Annotated in this window: 15 protein-coding genes; 4 read left to right on the top strand and 11 right to left on the bottom strand. The window is 74.3% G+C overall.

The window, feature by feature from the left end; all coding sequences use genetic code 11:
• Positions 1-45: 45 nt before the first annotated feature.
• From AB0927_RS31635 to AB0927_RS31620, 4 genes are all read left to right on the top strand, one after another.
• Positions 46-1,011, top strand: a complete 966-nt coding sequence (locus AB0927_RS31635; protein WP_366671210.1) for an NADPH:quinone oxidoreductase family protein — start codon at positions 46-48, stop codon at positions 1,009-1,011.
• A complete protein-coding gene (locus tag AB0927_RS31630) occupies positions 1,008-2,189 on the top strand; it encodes an acyl-CoA dehydrogenase family protein (RefSeq protein ID WP_366671209.1) in 1,182 nt (393 codons plus the stop codon). Before AB0927_RS31635 ends, AB0927_RS31630 begins: the two co-directional genes overlap by 4 nt.
• The gene (locus tag AB0927_RS31625; protein WP_366671208.1) at positions 2,186-3,259 is read left to right on the top strand and encodes an acyl-CoA dehydrogenase family protein; all 1,074 of its coding nucleotides are present in this window, start codon (positions 2,186-2,188) and stop codon (positions 3,257-3,259) included. The genes AB0927_RS31630 and AB0927_RS31625 overlap by 4 nt, the downstream gene beginning before the upstream one ends.
• 117 nt (positions 3,260-3,376) lie before the next feature.
• A complete protein-coding gene (locus AB0927_RS31620; protein ID WP_366671207.1) occupies positions 3,377-3,571 on the top strand; it encodes a hypothetical protein in 195 nt (64 codons plus the stop codon).
• Positions 3,572-3,576: 5 nt separating this feature from the next.
• On the opposite strand, the gene AB0927_RS31615 is transcribed toward AB0927_RS31620, so the two are convergent.
• The 11 genes from AB0927_RS31615 to AB0927_RS31565 all read right to left on the bottom strand — a co-directional run bounded on the left by AB0927_RS31615 (position 3,577) and on the right by AB0927_RS31565 (position 13,866).
• Positions 3,577-4,818 (bottom strand): phosphodiester glycosidase family protein, encoded by a 1,242-nt coding sequence (locus AB0927_RS31615; RefSeq protein WP_366671206.1) that lies wholly within the window; start codon positions 4,816-4,818, stop codon positions 3,577-3,579.
• A 72-nt stretch (positions 4,819-4,890) separates the two neighbouring features.
• Positions 4,891-5,250, bottom strand: coding sequence for a DUF779 domain-containing protein (locus AB0927_RS31610; protein ID WP_366671205.1), 360 nt, complete (start codon positions 5,248-5,250; stop codon positions 4,891-4,893).
• A 168-nt stretch (positions 5,251-5,418) separates the two neighbouring features.
• Positions 5,419-6,051 carry a DedA family protein gene (locus tag AB0927_RS31605; RefSeq protein ID WP_366671204.1) on the bottom strand — a complete coding sequence of 211 codons (633 nt, stop codon included), beginning with the start codon at positions 6,049-6,051 and terminating at the stop codon, positions 5,419-5,421.
• 167 nt (positions 6,052-6,218) lie between these two features.
• Positions 6,219-7,523, bottom strand: coding sequence for a zinc ribbon domain-containing protein (locus AB0927_RS31600; RefSeq protein ID WP_366671203.1), 1,305 nt, complete (start codon positions 7,521-7,523; stop codon positions 6,219-6,221).
• Positions 7,524-7,527: 4 nt separating this feature from the next.
• Positions 7,528-8,091, bottom strand: a complete 564-nt coding sequence (locus AB0927_RS31595; protein WP_366671202.1) for a phage tail protein — start codon at positions 8,089-8,091, stop codon at positions 7,528-7,530.
• Complete coding sequence (locus AB0927_RS31590; RefSeq protein WP_366671201.1) at positions 8,088-10,046, bottom strand: putative baseplate assembly protein; 1,959 nt, start codon at positions 10,044-10,046, stop codon at positions 8,088-8,090. The genes AB0927_RS31595 and AB0927_RS31590 overlap by 4 nt, the downstream gene beginning before the upstream one ends.
• Positions 10,046-10,468 (bottom strand): GPW/gp25 family protein, encoded by a 423-nt coding sequence (locus AB0927_RS31585; RefSeq protein ID WP_366671200.1) that lies wholly within the window; start codon positions 10,466-10,468, stop codon positions 10,046-10,048. Before AB0927_RS31585 ends, AB0927_RS31590 begins: the two co-directional genes overlap by 1 nt.
• On the bottom strand, positions 10,468-10,785 hold the full coding sequence (locus tag AB0927_RS31580) for a PAAR domain-containing protein (protein ID WP_366671199.1): 318 nt from the start codon (positions 10,783-10,785) through the stop codon (positions 10,468-10,470). Before AB0927_RS31580 ends, AB0927_RS31585 begins: the two co-directional genes overlap by 1 nt.
• A gap of 36 nt (positions 10,786-10,821) precedes the next feature.
• Complete coding sequence (locus AB0927_RS31575) at positions 10,822-12,648, bottom strand: VgrG-related protein (RefSeq protein WP_366671198.1); 1,827 nt, start codon at positions 12,646-12,648, stop codon at positions 10,822-10,824.
• A complete protein-coding gene (locus AB0927_RS31570; protein WP_366671197.1) occupies positions 12,645-13,367 on the bottom strand; it encodes a LysM peptidoglycan-binding domain-containing protein in 723 nt (240 codons plus the stop codon). The genes AB0927_RS31575 and AB0927_RS31570 overlap by 4 nt, the downstream gene beginning before the upstream one ends.
• A 73-nt stretch (positions 13,368-13,440) precedes the next feature.
• Positions 13,441-13,866, bottom strand: coding sequence for a phage tail protein (locus AB0927_RS31565; RefSeq protein WP_145486087.1), 426 nt, complete (start codon positions 13,864-13,866; stop codon positions 13,441-13,443).
• Positions 13,867-13,872: the final 6 nt, after the last annotated feature.

Raw genomic sequence — 13,872 nt, 5'->3', positions numbered from 1 at the left:
TGCGAACCGATCCGGTCGGACGATGCGGTCGCGTGGAGGCCCCGAATGCAGGCATGGCAGGTGCACGAGAACGGTGAGCCGAGTGAGGTGATGCGCCTCGCGGAGACCGAACCGCCCGTCCCGGGCGACGGCCAGGTGCTGCTCCGGGTGCGGGCGGCCAACGTCAACTTCCCGGACGCGCTGCTGTGCCGGGGCCAGTACCAGGTGCGCCCGCCGCTGCCGTTCACGCCCGGCGTGGAGATCTGCGGCGAGACCGGGGACGGCCGCCGGGTGCTCGCCACCCCCGCGCTGCCGTACGGCGGCTTCGCCGAGTACGCCGTCGCCGACGCCGCGGCCCTGCTGCCGGCGCCCGAGACGCTGGACGACGCCGAGGCCGCCGCGCTGCACATCGGCTACCAGACCGGCTGGTTCGGGCTGCACCGCCGGGCCCGGCTCGAAGCGGGCGAGACCCTGCTGGTGCATGCCGCGGCCGGAGGCGTCGGCAGTGCGGCCGTGCAGCTCGGCAAGGCGGCCGGGGCCACCGTCATCGGCGTGGTCGGCGGCGCCGAGAAGGCCGCCGCGGCCCGGGAACTGGGCTGCGACGTGGTCGTGGACCGGCACGCCCAGGACGTCATCGCCGCCGTGAAGGAGGCCACCGGGGGGCGCGGCGCCGACGTGATCTACGACCCCGTCGGCGGCGAGGCCTACGCCCAGTCCGCCAAGCTGGCCGCCTTCGAGGGCCGGATCGTGGTCGTCGGCTTCGCGAGCGGCACCATCCCGGCCCCGGCGCTCAACCACGCCCTGGTGAAGAACTACTCGGTGCTGGGCCTCCACTGGGGCCTGTACAACACCAGGAACCCCGAGCTGGTCCGGCACTGCCACGAGCGGCTGACCGGACTGGCCGCGCGCGGCGCGATCAAGCCGCTGGTCAGCGAGCGGGTGCCGCTGGGCGGCGCCGCCGCGGCCGTGCAGAAGGTGGCGGACGGCCGCAGCACCGGCCGGATCGTCGTGACGACGGAGGGGGCAGCGTGAGCGACGCCGGCGAACTGCGCGAGCGGACCAGGGAGTTCCTCGCCGCGAACCCGCCCGAGCGGACCGGGCGGCTCGACTTCCTGCGCGCCCGCTTCGACGCGGGCCTGGCCTGGGTGCACTACCCGCAGGGCCTCGGCGGCCTCGGCGCGCCGCGCTCCCTCCAGGCCGTCGTGGACGCCGAGCTGGAGGCGGCGGGCGCCCCCGACAACGACCCCCGGCGGATCGGCATCGGCCTCGGCATGGCCGCGCCGACGATCCTGAAGTACGGCACCGAGGAGCAGAAGCTGCGCTGTCTGCGGCCGCTGTGGACGGGCGAGGAGGTCTGGTGCCAGCTCTTCAGCGAGCCGGGCGCCGGCTCCGACCTGGCCGCGCTCGGCACCCGCGCCGTCCGCGAGGGCGACTCCTGGGTGGTCAACGGGCAGAAGGTGTGGACCTCCAGCGCCCATCTCGCCCGCTGGGCCATCCTGATCGCGCGCACCGACCCGGCCGTGCCCAAGCACCAGGGCATCACCTACTTCATCTGCGACATGACCGACCCCGGGGTCGAGGTGCGACCGCTGCGGCAGATCACCGGTGAGGCCGAGTTCAACGAGGTCTTCCTCACCGACGTCCGCATCCCCGACAGCCGCCGTCTCGGCGCGGTCGGCGAGGGCTGGCGGGTCGCCCAGACCACGCTGATGAACGAGCGCGTCTCCATCGGCGGCATGCGGCTGCCCCGCGAGGGCGGCATGATCGGCCCGGTCGCGAAGACCTGGCGCGAACGGCCCGAGTCGCGCACCCACGACCTGCACCAGCGGCTGCTGAGGCTGTGGGTGGAGGCCGAGGTCGCCCGCTTCACCGGCGAGCGGCTGCGCCAGCAGCTCGTCGCGGGCCAGCCGGGACCCGAGGGCTCCGGCATGAAGCTCGCCTTCGCCCGCCTCAACCAGGAGATCAGCGGCCTGGAGGTCGAACTCTGCGGCGAGGAGGGCCTGTTGTACGACGACTGGACCATGCGCCGCCCGGAACTGGTGGACTTCACCGGCCGGGACGCCGGATACCGCTATCTGCGCGCCAAGGGCAACAGCATCGAGGGCGGCACCAGCGAGGTACTGCTGAACATCGTCGCCGAGCGCGTCCTCGGGCTGCCCGCCGAGCCGCGCACCGACAAGGACGTCGCCTGGAAGGACCTGGCCCGATGACCGACCTGCTGTACTCGGAGGAGGAAGAGGCGCTGCGGGCGGCCGTACGGGACCTGCTCTCCGACCACTGCGCCGCGGCTGACGTCGTCGCCCGCACCGAGTCCGACGCCCCGCACGACCTCGGCCTGTGGGCGTCCCTCGCCCAGGACATGGGGCTCGCCGGCCTCCTGGTCCCCGAGGCACTCGGCGGCCAGGGCGCCACGCACCGCGAAGCCGCCGTCGTCCTGGAGGAACTGGGCCGGGCCGTTGCGCCGGTTCCGTACCTCACCAGCGCCGTGGTGGCCACCGAGGCCCTGCTGGGCTGCGGCGACGAGGAACTGCTCGGCGGGCTCGCGACCGGGCGCACCATCGGCGTGCTCGCCGTCGCGCTGCACATCGCGCCGGGCGCCGCCGTACCGGCCGTACGACTCGCGAACGGGGCGCTGCACGGCGAGCTGACCGGCATCGCGGACGCGGCCGCCGCCGACGTGCTGCTCGTCCCGGCCGACGACGGCGGCCTGTACGCCGTGGCCGCCGACGCCGTGACCCGCACCCCGCAGACCTCCCTGGACCTCACCCGGCCGCTCGCCACCGTCACCCTCGACGGCGCGCCCGGCCGCCGCGTCGGCGACGCCGAGCCCGCCGTGCGACGGGCCCTGCGCGCCGCCGCCGGTCTGCTCGCCTCCGAGCAACTGGGCCTCGCCGACTGGGCGCTGACCGAGACGGTGCGCTACCTCAAGGAGCGCAAGCAGTTCAACCGGCCGGTCGGCGGCTTCCAGGCGCTCAAGCACCGGCTCGCCCAGCTGTGGCTGGAGGTGGTCAGCCTGCGGGCCGCCGCCCGCGCCGCCGCCGACGCCCTGGCCACGGGTGAGGACACCGACATCACGGTGTCCGTCGCCCAGGCCTACGCCGGCCCCGTCGCCGTCCGCGCCGCCGAGGAGGCGCTCCAGTTGCACGGCGGGATCGGCATGACCTGGGAGCACCCCGTGCACCTGTATCTGAAGCGGGCCAAGGCCGGCTCCCTCGCCTACGGCACCTCCGGCGCCCATCGCGAGGCCCTGGCCGGACTGGTCGACCTCCAGGCGCCCTGACCCCTACCGCCGAAGACACCACACGATCGGAGGACACGTCAGCCGCCCGGCGGAACCCTCCGCTACGCCACACTTGCGGCCGAACGCCGCTCATGGGCGTGGCGGAGGAGGTTCCCGATGGCGATTTCCATCTCTGTGGTGCTGCTGCTCCTGATCCTGGCCGTGATCTTCATGCGCAACGGTTCGCTGAAGGTCTCCCATGCCCTGGTCTGCATGCTGCTCGGCTTCTATCTGGCGTGCACGAGCATGGCGCCCACCATCCACAACGGGCTCGATGCGACGGCCGCCCTGGTGAGCAGCCTGCGGCCCTGAGCCGATCAGCCCGTGGCGAAGACCCCGACCCCGTTCGCCACGGGCCGCTCGGCACCGCCGCTCGGATGGTTGCGGACCGTCACGGCGGCCGCGCCCGCGCCCCGGGTGACCATCTCGGTGGAGCCGCCCCCGTCCAGGTTGAACGCGTCGGTCGCCCCCAACGACCGCATGGTGGTGGCCTCTTCGGCGACCGTCAGTCCGGACCGGTAGGCGGCGGCGCCGTCCAGGGCCAGGATCAGCAGCCGCCGTCCGCCGTCGTCGAAGCCAACGACCGTGCGCACCGCCGAGGTGGTGTCGTCCAGCCCGGACAGCGGCTTGCCGCCGCGCAGCACCGGGAAGCCGCCGAGCGCGAAGGTGTAGGCGGTCTTGGAGGCCGCCGCGACCAGCGAGTGGGTGACGGACACCGTGTCGCCTACCGCCAGTTCGCGCAGGCGCCGGGCGCCGTCCTCGCGGCCCAGCAGGACCGTGGTGTCCGCCGGGATCGGGCCGCTGCCCGGCGCGTTGGCGACGGAGACCACCCGGCCGGCGCGCACCGTCACCTCGTACGCGTCGGAGCCGCAGGGCGCCCCCCGGTTCGTGTCGGTGCCGCAGACGGCGCGCTCGCGCGAGGCGCTGCCCCAGCGGGAGGTGTAGGCGCCGACCGAGTTCTCGGGCAGCGCGTACTGGTTGAGGCCCTTCAGCGGCAGCGTGCCCCGCGGCGTGCGCACCGAGCCGGTCAGGGAGAGACGGTCCAGGCGGGCCCGGTGGTCGGTGCCCACGCCGAGGACGTCCTCGGTGGTCGTGCCCGGCGGCAGCGCGGGCCCGAACCGTTGTCCGTCCGGCACCGCCGCCTTGAGCACCTGCCCGTCCGCCACCGCAGGACCGACGCTCGCGCCGGTGGCGGTTACGCCCGGGTGCTGGGTCTCGGTGATGTCGAAGAAGTCCCCGTTGACGCCCGCGACCGCCTTGGCCGCGTCCGCCATCCGGGAGACCGTGGCCCGGGCGGCCACCGCGCCCGGGTGCAGCAGGTCGACGCGCACGTGCGGATTGCCGAGGTCGACCGTGAGCAGATGGGCGTGCGCGGTGCCCGCGGCCGCGTGGACGTCGAACTGCCGGTAGGTGACGCCCGGCGTGATGGTGGTGCCCGCCGGCGCGGCACCGGCCGGCGCCGCCCCCGAAAGGGCCGCGCCGGCCAGCACGCCGAACGCCGTGACGACCGTGAGAACCGCACTGCCCGCTGCCGAACCCCTGCGAGGTCTGATCACCATGCCCCCTGATGTCCCGTCAACTGTCCCTGATTCCAGGGGCAGTGCACCAGACGGGGGCGGACGGCGGGCGGACTAGGCGTCGACTACGCGAGAACGAGTGAGAAAACGCACTCCCTCGGGGGCCTCCAGGGAGAATCCGCTGCCCCGTCCCGGGACGACGTCCACGATGAGCCGGGTGTGGCTCCACGCCTCGTACTGGCTGCGCGACATCCAGAAGGTGACCGGCTCCGCCACCCCCGGCACATCCAGCTCCGCGAGCAGCACGTCCGAGCCGCCGGTGCGGAACTCGCCGTCCGGGTAGCACATCGGCGCGCTGCCGTCGCAGCAGCCGCCGGACTGGTGGAACATCAGCGGCCCGTGCTCGGCACGCAGCCGGCGCACCAGGTCTTCGGCGCGCGGCGTGAGGAGCACGCGCGGGACTTCCTCTTCCATGGCACCGTCCTGGAAACCGGGGCGTCCGTCCCGGCCAGTCTCACGGATGCCCGGAACACAGTCCAGAGCGCGGGTCCCCGACAACGGGCGGGTGGGTCACGTCGGTTGACGCCGCAGGGATGAGCGGGACGGACGCCCTGCCGGGTGCCGAGGTGGTGCGACGTCCGCTCAGTGGTCCCGCCGGTCGCGGCGCGCCCTGCGGGCCTCCGCCAGCAGCGGCAGCATGGACAGGACGACCACCACCGCGACCAGCAGCAGCAGATAGTCGTCCACCTGGGGGACCGAGGCGCCGAGGGTGAACCCCGCGAGGACCAGGGCCTGCGACCAGAGCACCCCGCCCACCGTCTGCCAGACCGTGAACGGCCGCGCGGGCACCCCGAGCGCCCCCGCCACCGGATGCAGCACCGTGCGCAGCAGCGGCACGAACCGGCCGATCACCAGCGCCTTGCCGTAGCCGTACCGGGCCAGCAGGCCCTCGGCGCGGGTCGCCGCGTCCTTCACGCGCCGGCTGGAGGTGCGCGCGAGCAGCGCCCGGCCGCCGTGCCGCCCGATCAGATAACCGACCTGGCCCCCGGCCACCGCGCCGACCGCCGCGCACAGCAGCACCTGCCACAGCGCGAGCCGCGGCGGCTGCCCGGGGCTGCCCGCGCACAGCACACCGGCCGGGAACAGCAGCGTGTCCCCGGGCAGGAAGAAGCCGAAGACCAGCAGGCCCGACTCCGCGAAGATCACCGCCAGCACCCCGAGCGCGCCGAAGGCGGCCAGCACCGAGGCGCTGTCCAGCGGGTTGACGGCGATCACCGGCGGCGCCTCCTGGCCTTCTCGCGGGGCTTCTCCCCCACCAGCATCCTTCGTGGGGAGGATTCGTGCGAAAGCACAGGCCGGTGGATGCCGCCGACCATGGACACGGACACGGCACGGCTGCCCCGGAAGCGGCCCCCGAACCCGTGGGTACCGGGAGCCGCCACTCAGCTCCGCTGGAAGAACTCCACCTCCGCCACCGCGACGTGCCGGCCCGCCGTCAGCCCCGTGACCGAGTGCAGCACCAGCCGCACGCGCACCACGTCGTCGATTCCCGTGGGCACGGTCTGCGGGCCCGCCTTGTCGGCGAGGGAGACGGACTTGTGGTGCACCGTGCCGTCCGAGGACGTGACGTCCATGTCCATCTGGAGCGCGCGGGCCTCGGTCGCGTACTGCTCCGGTGAGAGCGACGCGCCGTTGATGATGATGACGTCCACCAGCCGGAACGGCTTGCCGAAGGTGTACGTCACCGAGGCGCCCGTTCCCGGCGCGCCCCAATAGCGGTTGTTCAGACCGTCCTTGGTGTTCGACGCCGGATGTCCGGGCACGGCGGCGCTCGCCGTGACCCGGGTCGCGGTGACGGCCTTGGGGGTGCCGAGCTTGTCCCGGGTGTCCTCGTACAGGGCGCGCCCGGCGGGCAGCAGCAGGAACCCGCCCACGCACAGCGCCAGCACCACCAGCAGGATCACCAGCATCCGCACCCACCGCCCGGACCCCGCCCGCACCCGGCGCCGGAACGGCCACACCGTCCGCCACCACGGCAGCGGCGCGGGGGCCGCCTGCGGGTTCAGCGGGGTGGCACAGCGCCGGCAGAACCGGCGCCCCGGCGGATTCGGCGTCCCGCACGCGGGGCACGGCGGCCCGACCACCTCGTCGCGCCGCTCCGCCGGCCGTACGACGGGCCGCGGCGCGACCGGCCTCCCGGGCAGCACGGGCGCGGGCTGCCGGGCCTCCGGCTCGGCCGGCTCGGGCGGCTCGGGCGGCTCGGGCGCGCGGGGTACCCGCGGGGCCGGGGGAGCGACGGGTGGGGCGGGAGAGACCGACGCCGCCGGCGCGGGAGGCGTGCGGGGCGCGGGCGGCACCGCGGGCGCGCCGGCGGTGCCGGACGCGGGAGGTGCCGCACGGGGAACGGGCGGGGCCTGGCCGGCCTGGGGGCCGTCGTCGGCGGGGGCCGTACGACGTTCCGCCTCGCCTCGGGCCGTACGCGACTCCTCCGGACGGGGCAGGGTGTCGGCGGCCGGCCCCGGGCTCCCTTCGCCCGCGGCCGAGGGTTCGTTCGCGGGCGAGGGGTCGTACGCGGGCGAGCCGGTGTCCGCGGCCGGGGGGCCCGGAGTTCCCTCGCCGGCCGGGCCGTCGTCCTCCGCCGGCGTCCGCGCGACCCCTTCCGAGGACCACCCCAGATACGCCCCGCAGTTGCCGCAGAAGTCGTCGTCTGGGCTGTTGGACGCCCCGCACGCGGGACAGGCGCGCATGACGTCACCTCCCTTCGTCGGCGGGCGGACCGGACAGGATCTCGACCCGGCAGGGGACATGGACGGGACAGTGGGCGCGGACGAGCTCGCGGACGCGGTCCGCGTCCACCTCCGCTTCCCGGCCCGGCCACACCCGGACCAGTACCTCGCCCGACGGCGCCGGCGGCAGCGGGGTGCCCGGGGTCCGGGACCACGCCGCGCCGCCGTCGCCCACGACATCGGCGTTCACCCCGAGCGTGAGCCGCAGCCGCTCCAGCAGGCCACGCCGGGTGCCGCGCCAGCGGTGCAGCTCGACCGCCCGTACCACCGCCTCCCGGCGCAGCTCGGCCGGCCATTCGGGGTCGTCGGCGGCGCCCACCCACGACGCCAGCCAGGCCACGAAGTCGGCCGGCGCGACCCGGGGGTCGAGATAGGCGGCCAGATTGTCGAGGGTGGAGAACACGGGGGCGAGGACGGTGTCCAGGCCCGCGGTGAACCGCTGGGCGAAGTCGTCGTCGGCGTACAGCGCGGGCAGCAGCCCGCCGATCGGATGCCGGCTCGGCAGACCGGGGACGGCGGCGCGGCTCATGGGCGGCCCTCCGGCTCGATGGGCTGGACGACGACCTGGTGCTGGTAGGAGAAGACGAGCGCGCCCGGACCGATGTCGATGCGGTCCACCGGGGCGCCGCGCCGCCCGGTGATCGGGTCGGCGGCGAACAGCCGGATCTCCTCCACCAGCGCGTTGCCGGTGGCACGTTGCAGCACGCCGAACACCTCCCCGTACTGCACCGGACGCCCGAACGGCCACCCGGTGCCGTCGGGGCCGCCGTGCAGCGGGTTGAGGTACCGGAACAGGGCGGTGAGCGCCGCGTCCCGCACCCGGTCGGTGTCGGCGGGCGCGGTCGCGAGCCGGGCGACCACGGTGACGCCCTGGTAGACCGGCGGCTCCACCACCAACCGGGTGCCGATCAGGCGTCGTTCGTCCAGACTCTCGGTGATCGCGGCGAGCACCTGGTCCGAGGGGATGAGCTGTTCGAAGCGGAGCCGGTCGCCGTCGTCGGCGACCGCGTCCGGCACCACCAGCACCCGGACCGCGCCCGCCCCCTCCCCGGCGGGCAGACAGCGCACCCGGCGCACCGAGGGGGCCGCCTGGCGGGCGATGATCTCGTGGTCCTCGGCGGTGACCGCCCGCTCCTGCATGCGCAGCGCGTCGGGGGCACGCAGCTTGGCGTTCGCGACGGTCTCCCCGTCCACGCCGCCGCGCGCCGCCTCCCGGTTGACGACCCGCGCGATGTACGGCACCGAGCTGCGCAGCACCGAGATCGCACCCCGGGCCACATTGCCGGCCGGGCCGCCGCCGGTGCGGTAGCGGGACACCCGGATGTGGGCGCCCTTCTCCGGCACCGCGCCGCACAGCCGCAGCGTGCCGTCCGGCTCGCGCAGCGCGGGCGGGAAGCCGAACTCGCCGGTCGTGGCGTCCACCCGGACATGCCGGTCGCCGGGGCCCGAGCGGCCGAAGTGCTCGACCACCTCCCAGCGCTGCCAGCCGTCGGCCGAGGAGACCTCCACCAGCGGCGGCCCGCCGTCCAGCAGCACGGGCGGGCGGCCGAGCCGGAACGTCTGGCCCGCCACCCCCTCCGAGATGCCGAGCGGGACGTCGGTGACGGTCTCGGCGTGTTCGACCCGGGTGGTGCCGCCGACCGTGAACACCGTCGCCTCGCGCACCGTCGGGGACTCCGAGTAGAACGGCTGGCCCGGCTCCGTCTCGGTGGCCCGGCAGCGCAGCCAGCCCGCCCGGGTGCCGCCGATCACGGACGCCGTGTGCCCGTCCGGCACGTACACGATCACCTCGCCGGGCCGGTTCAGGCCGCCCGTGGTGTCCGAGCCGGTCTCGCACCGCTGCCAGCGGCCCCCGTCCCACGCCTCCCACACCAGCGGCGGCTGGCGCGGGTCCACGCCGACGCCCTCCACCCGGCTGTCCAGACGCACCGCCACGATGCACCGCGGCACCGCCGCGGGCAGTCCGAACAGCAGCGCGTCCCCCGGCTGCGGGGCCGCCTGGAAGCACCGTACGTCGCGGCCCTCGGCGAGTTCCCGGGGCCGGTCGGTCTGCTCGCCGGTGCGCGGCGCGGTCACCAGCCGAATCAACTCGCTGGGCACGATCCGCAGTTCTTCCTCGGTGGCGAACACCACGGGCTCCTCGGCCTCGCCGTCCGCGGTGGTCACCTCGGTGCCCGCGGGCAGCGTCACCGCCTCCTGCTGCGGCGCCGACAGCCAGAAGTCGACGTCGGCCCCCGCCGCCGCGGGCGGGAACAGCCGGATCCCCAACAGGTCGAGGAAAGCGGTGTAGTTCTTGTCCGGCACCCGGTTCAGCCGGTACAGCAACTGGTCCACGATGTAGGCGAACGTCTCGATCAGGGTGACGCCCGGGTCGGAGACGTTGTGGTCGGTCCACTCGGGGGCGCGCTGCTGCACGTAGCGCTTCGCCTCGTCGACGAGCTGCTGGAAGCGCCGGTCGTCCAGATTGGGGGAGGGCAGGGCCATCAGTCCGCGACCGCTTCCTCGGCCCCCTCCTCGGAGGGGATCGTGTAGAAGGGAAACACCAGGTTGCGCCGGTCGTTGGTGGACCGGATCGTGTAGCGCACATCGATGTAGAGGGTGCCGGCTTCGACCGCGTCGAAGGCGACGACCACCTCGTCCACGCCGATGCGCGGCTCCCAGCGCTCCAGCGCCTCGCGCACCTGCTGGGCGATCCGGCCCGCGGTGGCGCCGTCGGCGGGCGCGAAGACGTAGTCGTGGATGCCGCAGCCGAACTCGGGCCGCATCGGCCGCTCACCGGGCGCGGTGCCGAGGACCAGCCGGATGGCCTCCTCGATCTCCCGCTCCCGCGCCACCAGCGCGATCCCGCCGGTCGGGCCGACCCGCAGCGGGAACGCCCAGCCCCGCCCGATGAACCGCTCGCTCATCACATCCCTCCGATCCGCACGTTCAGGGCGCCGATCTGGACGGTCGCGCCGCACGCGGTGGTGTCGCCCGCCCGCGCCGCGGGCAGCCCGCCGATCAGCACCTGGCCGGTCAGCAGAGCGGCGGGGTTGGGCAGGATCACATTGGCCGGGCCCAGGGCCGCGTGCGGCGGCATCGGACAGGTGTGCAGACTGCCCACGACGGCGGCGGGACGGCCGCCGATCAGCACCCGCGCCACCGTCGCGGCGGCGCCGGGCGGCGGGGTGGCGACCACCCCGCCGTGGCTGGTGGGGTCGCCGGTACGGGCTGCGCCGGGCATGAGGGGCTCCTCCGGGGAAGTATGCGTGCTGGCAGGTCAGTTGATGCGGACGAGGTTCGCCTTCAGCACCCCCAGCAGGCCGCCGTCGAGGGTGAGGCCGGTCTGCCCGGAGACCGTCGTCGAACGGCCGGAGACCTGCACCGAGTTGGTGCCGTCGATGTCCACGGAGGCGCCCTTCACGGTGACCTTTCCGGTGCCCGCGTCCAGGGTGATGCCCTGCTCGTCCAGGCGTATCGAGGACAGCGCCCGCCGCCCGCCGAGCGCGTACACGGTCAGTTCGATCCGGTCGTTGCGGTCGTCGAGCAGCACCTCCATGCGCTCGTCCGCGGTGCGCAGCCGTACCCCGGAGGGGCCCGGCGCCCGCGCGTCGAGCAGCTCCACCCGGTGCCCCGAACGGGACACGATGGAACGGCGGTTGACAGTCCCGCTGGTCCGGTCGACCAGCGGCACGTCGTGCTTGGACGGGGCGTCCACGCCGTTGTACAGACCGCCGATGACGTACGGGCTGTCCAGCAGGCCCTGTTCGAAGCCGACCAGTACCTCGTCGTTGACCTCGGGGCTGACCACGCCGCCGCCGCCCTTGCCGCCCCACTGCACCGTGCGCACCCAGTCGGAGACGTAGGTGTCGTCCAGCCAGGGGAACGTGAGCCGGACCGCGCCGCTCTGCTTGCCGCCGGGCTCGCGCACGTCCGTCACCACGCCGATCGCGAGGCCAGGGATGCGCGGCCCGCGGCCGGGCGCGTTGGCGCCGGTCGCCAGGCCCGCGAGGGACCGGTCCGGGCTGGCGCTGACCCACACGGTGGTCCGGTAGCCGGTGCCCGGATCCAGGCTGTGGTGCACGGCGGTCGCCGTGTACCGGCCCGAGAACGCGGGCCCCACGTTGCCGAGCGCCACCGGCAGCCCCGCCCGCAGCCGCGGACTGCCCTCCACCACCGCTTCCAACTCGGCGAATCCGGAGGCGACTTGAGCGGAGATCGCCGACGCGGCCGCCGTCGTCTCGGCCTGCGTGCGGTACGGGGTGTCGGTCACCGTCAGCTTGGCAGCCGCCCCGAACGTGGACGCCAGCGACGGGGAGAGCCCCGGCCGCACCGTCTGGCTGTCCACCGACGGCTGCCGGGCCACCAGCGGCGTCCTGGTGGTGACGTCCCAGCCGCGCACCTCCACCTGGGACGCGCCGTCCGCGCCCGACAGCGCGGCGCGCAGCGCCAGCAGATTGCGCCCGTACTCCAGCACCATCGGGCTCTGCGTCGCCGGTGTCGACGGCGCCGGTGCCCCCGAGGCCGGCCGGGGCCGGGTGAACTGGAGCACCCCCTGGTCGTCGACCCGCACCTGCGCACCGCTCTCGCCCGCCAGGTACTGGAGGAAGTCCCAGTCGGAGACGTTGGCCTGCGACAACTGCTTGTAGGTGACCCGCGCGGCCTCCACCTTCCCGCAGGGCAGACCCGCCCCCGCCGCCACCTTGCGCACGATGGCGGCGGCCGTCATGTTCCGGTACGCCACCACCTTCCGGCCGCGCTGCAACCGGTGCGCCTTGGAGTAGGCGCGCACCACCGTGAACGACCCGGTGCCGTCCCGGTCGATCTCCACCGCCGTGACCTCGCCGTTGAACAACCGCTCGCGCGCCTGCCCGGAGACCGTCACCACCGAGACCCGCAGCGGGGTGCCGAGGGTGATGCCGGTCGACTTCAGGAACTCGTTGTCGGGATCGCGGTAGGTGAGCACCGCCGCGTCCGGCAGCCCCACGTTCTCGTCCACCACGCAGCTCACCAGCTGCGCCGCCCAGACCTGCGGCAGCTCACCGGGCGCCTCCACCACGGGGTCGGCCGCGAACGACCGGCCGCCCCGCGCCTCGGGTGTCGTCACCGTTCCTCCTCACCGCCCGCGTCCCCGAGCGCCGGCACCACCAGTTCGGTGCCCGGCGGCAGGTCCATCGGGTCGTCGATCCCGTTCGCCTCGGCGATCAACCGCCAGGCCGTCGCGTCGCCGTACTCCCGCCAGGCCAGCAGCGCCAGGCTGTCCCCGGCCACGATGGTGTGGGTGCTGCGGGCCGTGCGCGCGCCCGACGTGGGGTTCTGCCCCGCCGGGTCGACGCTCGCCTCCTCCACCGACAGCGAACAGGTCGCCCGCAGCGGCTTGCCGTCCACGTCGAACAGCGTGTACGTCACCGAAAGACTCGACATCACCCCGTCGAACGACGTGGTGCGGGCCGTGCCCCACTCGAACCGCACCCACGGACTCGCGGGCTTCTTGCGGGCGAGGCTCGCCGGTGTCGGCACACAGGCCTTCATCAGCTTCTCCACCGCCCGCTCGACCGAGTTGTCGTGGGTCGACGTCGCGTCGAGGAAGACGTCCAGGCTCAGCTCCCGCGGCCCGCTGCCCACGAACTCCGGCAGCGCCGACTGCCCCGCCATCCGCGAGGGGGTGCGCCGCCAGGTGGTGCTCTTGCGCAGTTGCAGGGTGGACGGGTTGAACTGGAGATCGAGCTGCGCGATGGTCCCGCCGGGCTTCGCGCCGACCGCCGAAGGGGGTTCCTTCAGGGTCAGTTGGGCCCGGGCACGGCTGGTGCGGGGCGCGGAGGGCATACCGGGAACTCCTCTCGTACGGATCGCGGCGACGGGCTGCCTGGTCGGGTCGGGTCGGGTCGGTCGGGTCGGATCAGGAGGGCCGCAGGCCCTCGTGGGCGATCTCCAGCGTCTCCAGGGCGGCCTGCGAGTTGGCCGGGTCGAACGACGGCCCCTCCCAGCGCACCGGCACGATGCCGAGCACCTGCCAGCTGATGATCCGCGACAGATCCGGTTTCAGCGCCACGATCTCCCCGTCCTTGGGCTCCACGCGGCGCAGCGTCTGGTCGAGCCAGCGGCTGATCTTCATCGTGTCGGCGGTGACCGGCCGGGTCAGCGTGATGTTCGACCAGGTGACCCGGCCCGGGAGCTGCCAGGTGAAGCCGTTGTTGCCGCCCTCCGCGTAGCTCTCCATCTCCACCTGCGCACCCATGCCGGAGCACGTGTGGAAGGCCCCCAGATCGTTGCCGCCGATCGAGAGCCGGAAGAACACGCTCGTCGCGAAGATGTTGTCCGTCATCCGTGG

The organism is Streptomyces sp. NPDC048106, from assembly GCF_040706415.1.
Taxonomy (GTDB): domain Bacteria; phylum Actinomycetota; class Actinomycetes; order Streptomycetales; family Streptomycetaceae; genus Streptomyces.
Note: the sequence above shows the minus strand (reverse complement) of the source record. Positions and strands in the feature narration are given on the sequence as shown.

Bases quoted from the DNA above. Each gene is read 5' to 3' on its own strand.
- AB0927_RS31635 (WP_366671210.1), top strand. From the start codon at position 46: ATGCAGGCATGGCAGGTGCACGAGAACGGTGAGCCGAGTGAGGTGATG.
- AB0927_RS31625 (WP_366671208.1), top strand. From the start codon at position 2,186: ATGACCGACCTGCTGTACTCGGAGGAGGAAGAGGCGCTGCGGGCGGCC.
- AB0927_RS31620 (WP_366671207.1), top strand. From the start codon at position 3,377: ATGGCGATTTCCATCTCTGTGGTGCTGCTGCTCCTGATCCTGGCCGTG.
- AB0927_RS31615 (WP_366671206.1), bottom strand. From the start codon at position 4,818: ATGGTGATCAGACCTCGCAGGGGTTCGGCAGCGGGCAGTGCGGTTCTC.
- AB0927_RS31610 (WP_366671205.1), bottom strand. From the start codon at position 5,250: ATGGAAGAGGAAGTCCCGCGCGTGCTCCTCACGCCGCGCGCCGAAGAC.
- AB0927_RS31600 (WP_366671203.1), bottom strand. From the start codon at position 7,523: ATGCGCGCCTGTCCCGCGTGCGGGGCGTCCAACAGCCCAGACGACGAC.
- AB0927_RS31595 (WP_366671202.1), bottom strand. From the start codon at position 8,091: ATGAGCCGCGCCGCCGTCCCCGGTCTGCCGAGCCGGCATCCGATCGGC.
- AB0927_RS31590 (WP_366671201.1), bottom strand. From the start codon at position 10,046: ATGGCCCTGCCCTCCCCCAATCTGGACGACCGGCGCTTCCAGCAGCTC.
- AB0927_RS31585 (WP_366671200.1), bottom strand. From the start codon at position 10,468: ATGAGCGAGCGGTTCATCGGGCGGGGCTGGGCGTTCCCGCTGCGGGTC.
- AB0927_RS31580 (WP_366671199.1), bottom strand. From the start codon at position 10,785: ATGCCCGGCGCAGCCCGTACCGGCGACCCCACCAGCCACGGCGGGGTG.
- AB0927_RS31570 (WP_366671197.1), bottom strand. From the start codon at position 13,367: ATGCCCTCCGCGCCCCGCACCAGCCGTGCCCGGGCCCAACTGACCCTG.
- AB0927_RS31565 (WP_145486087.1), bottom strand. From the start codon at position 13,866: ATGACGGACAACATCTTCGCGACGAGCGTGTTCTTCCGGCTCTCGATC.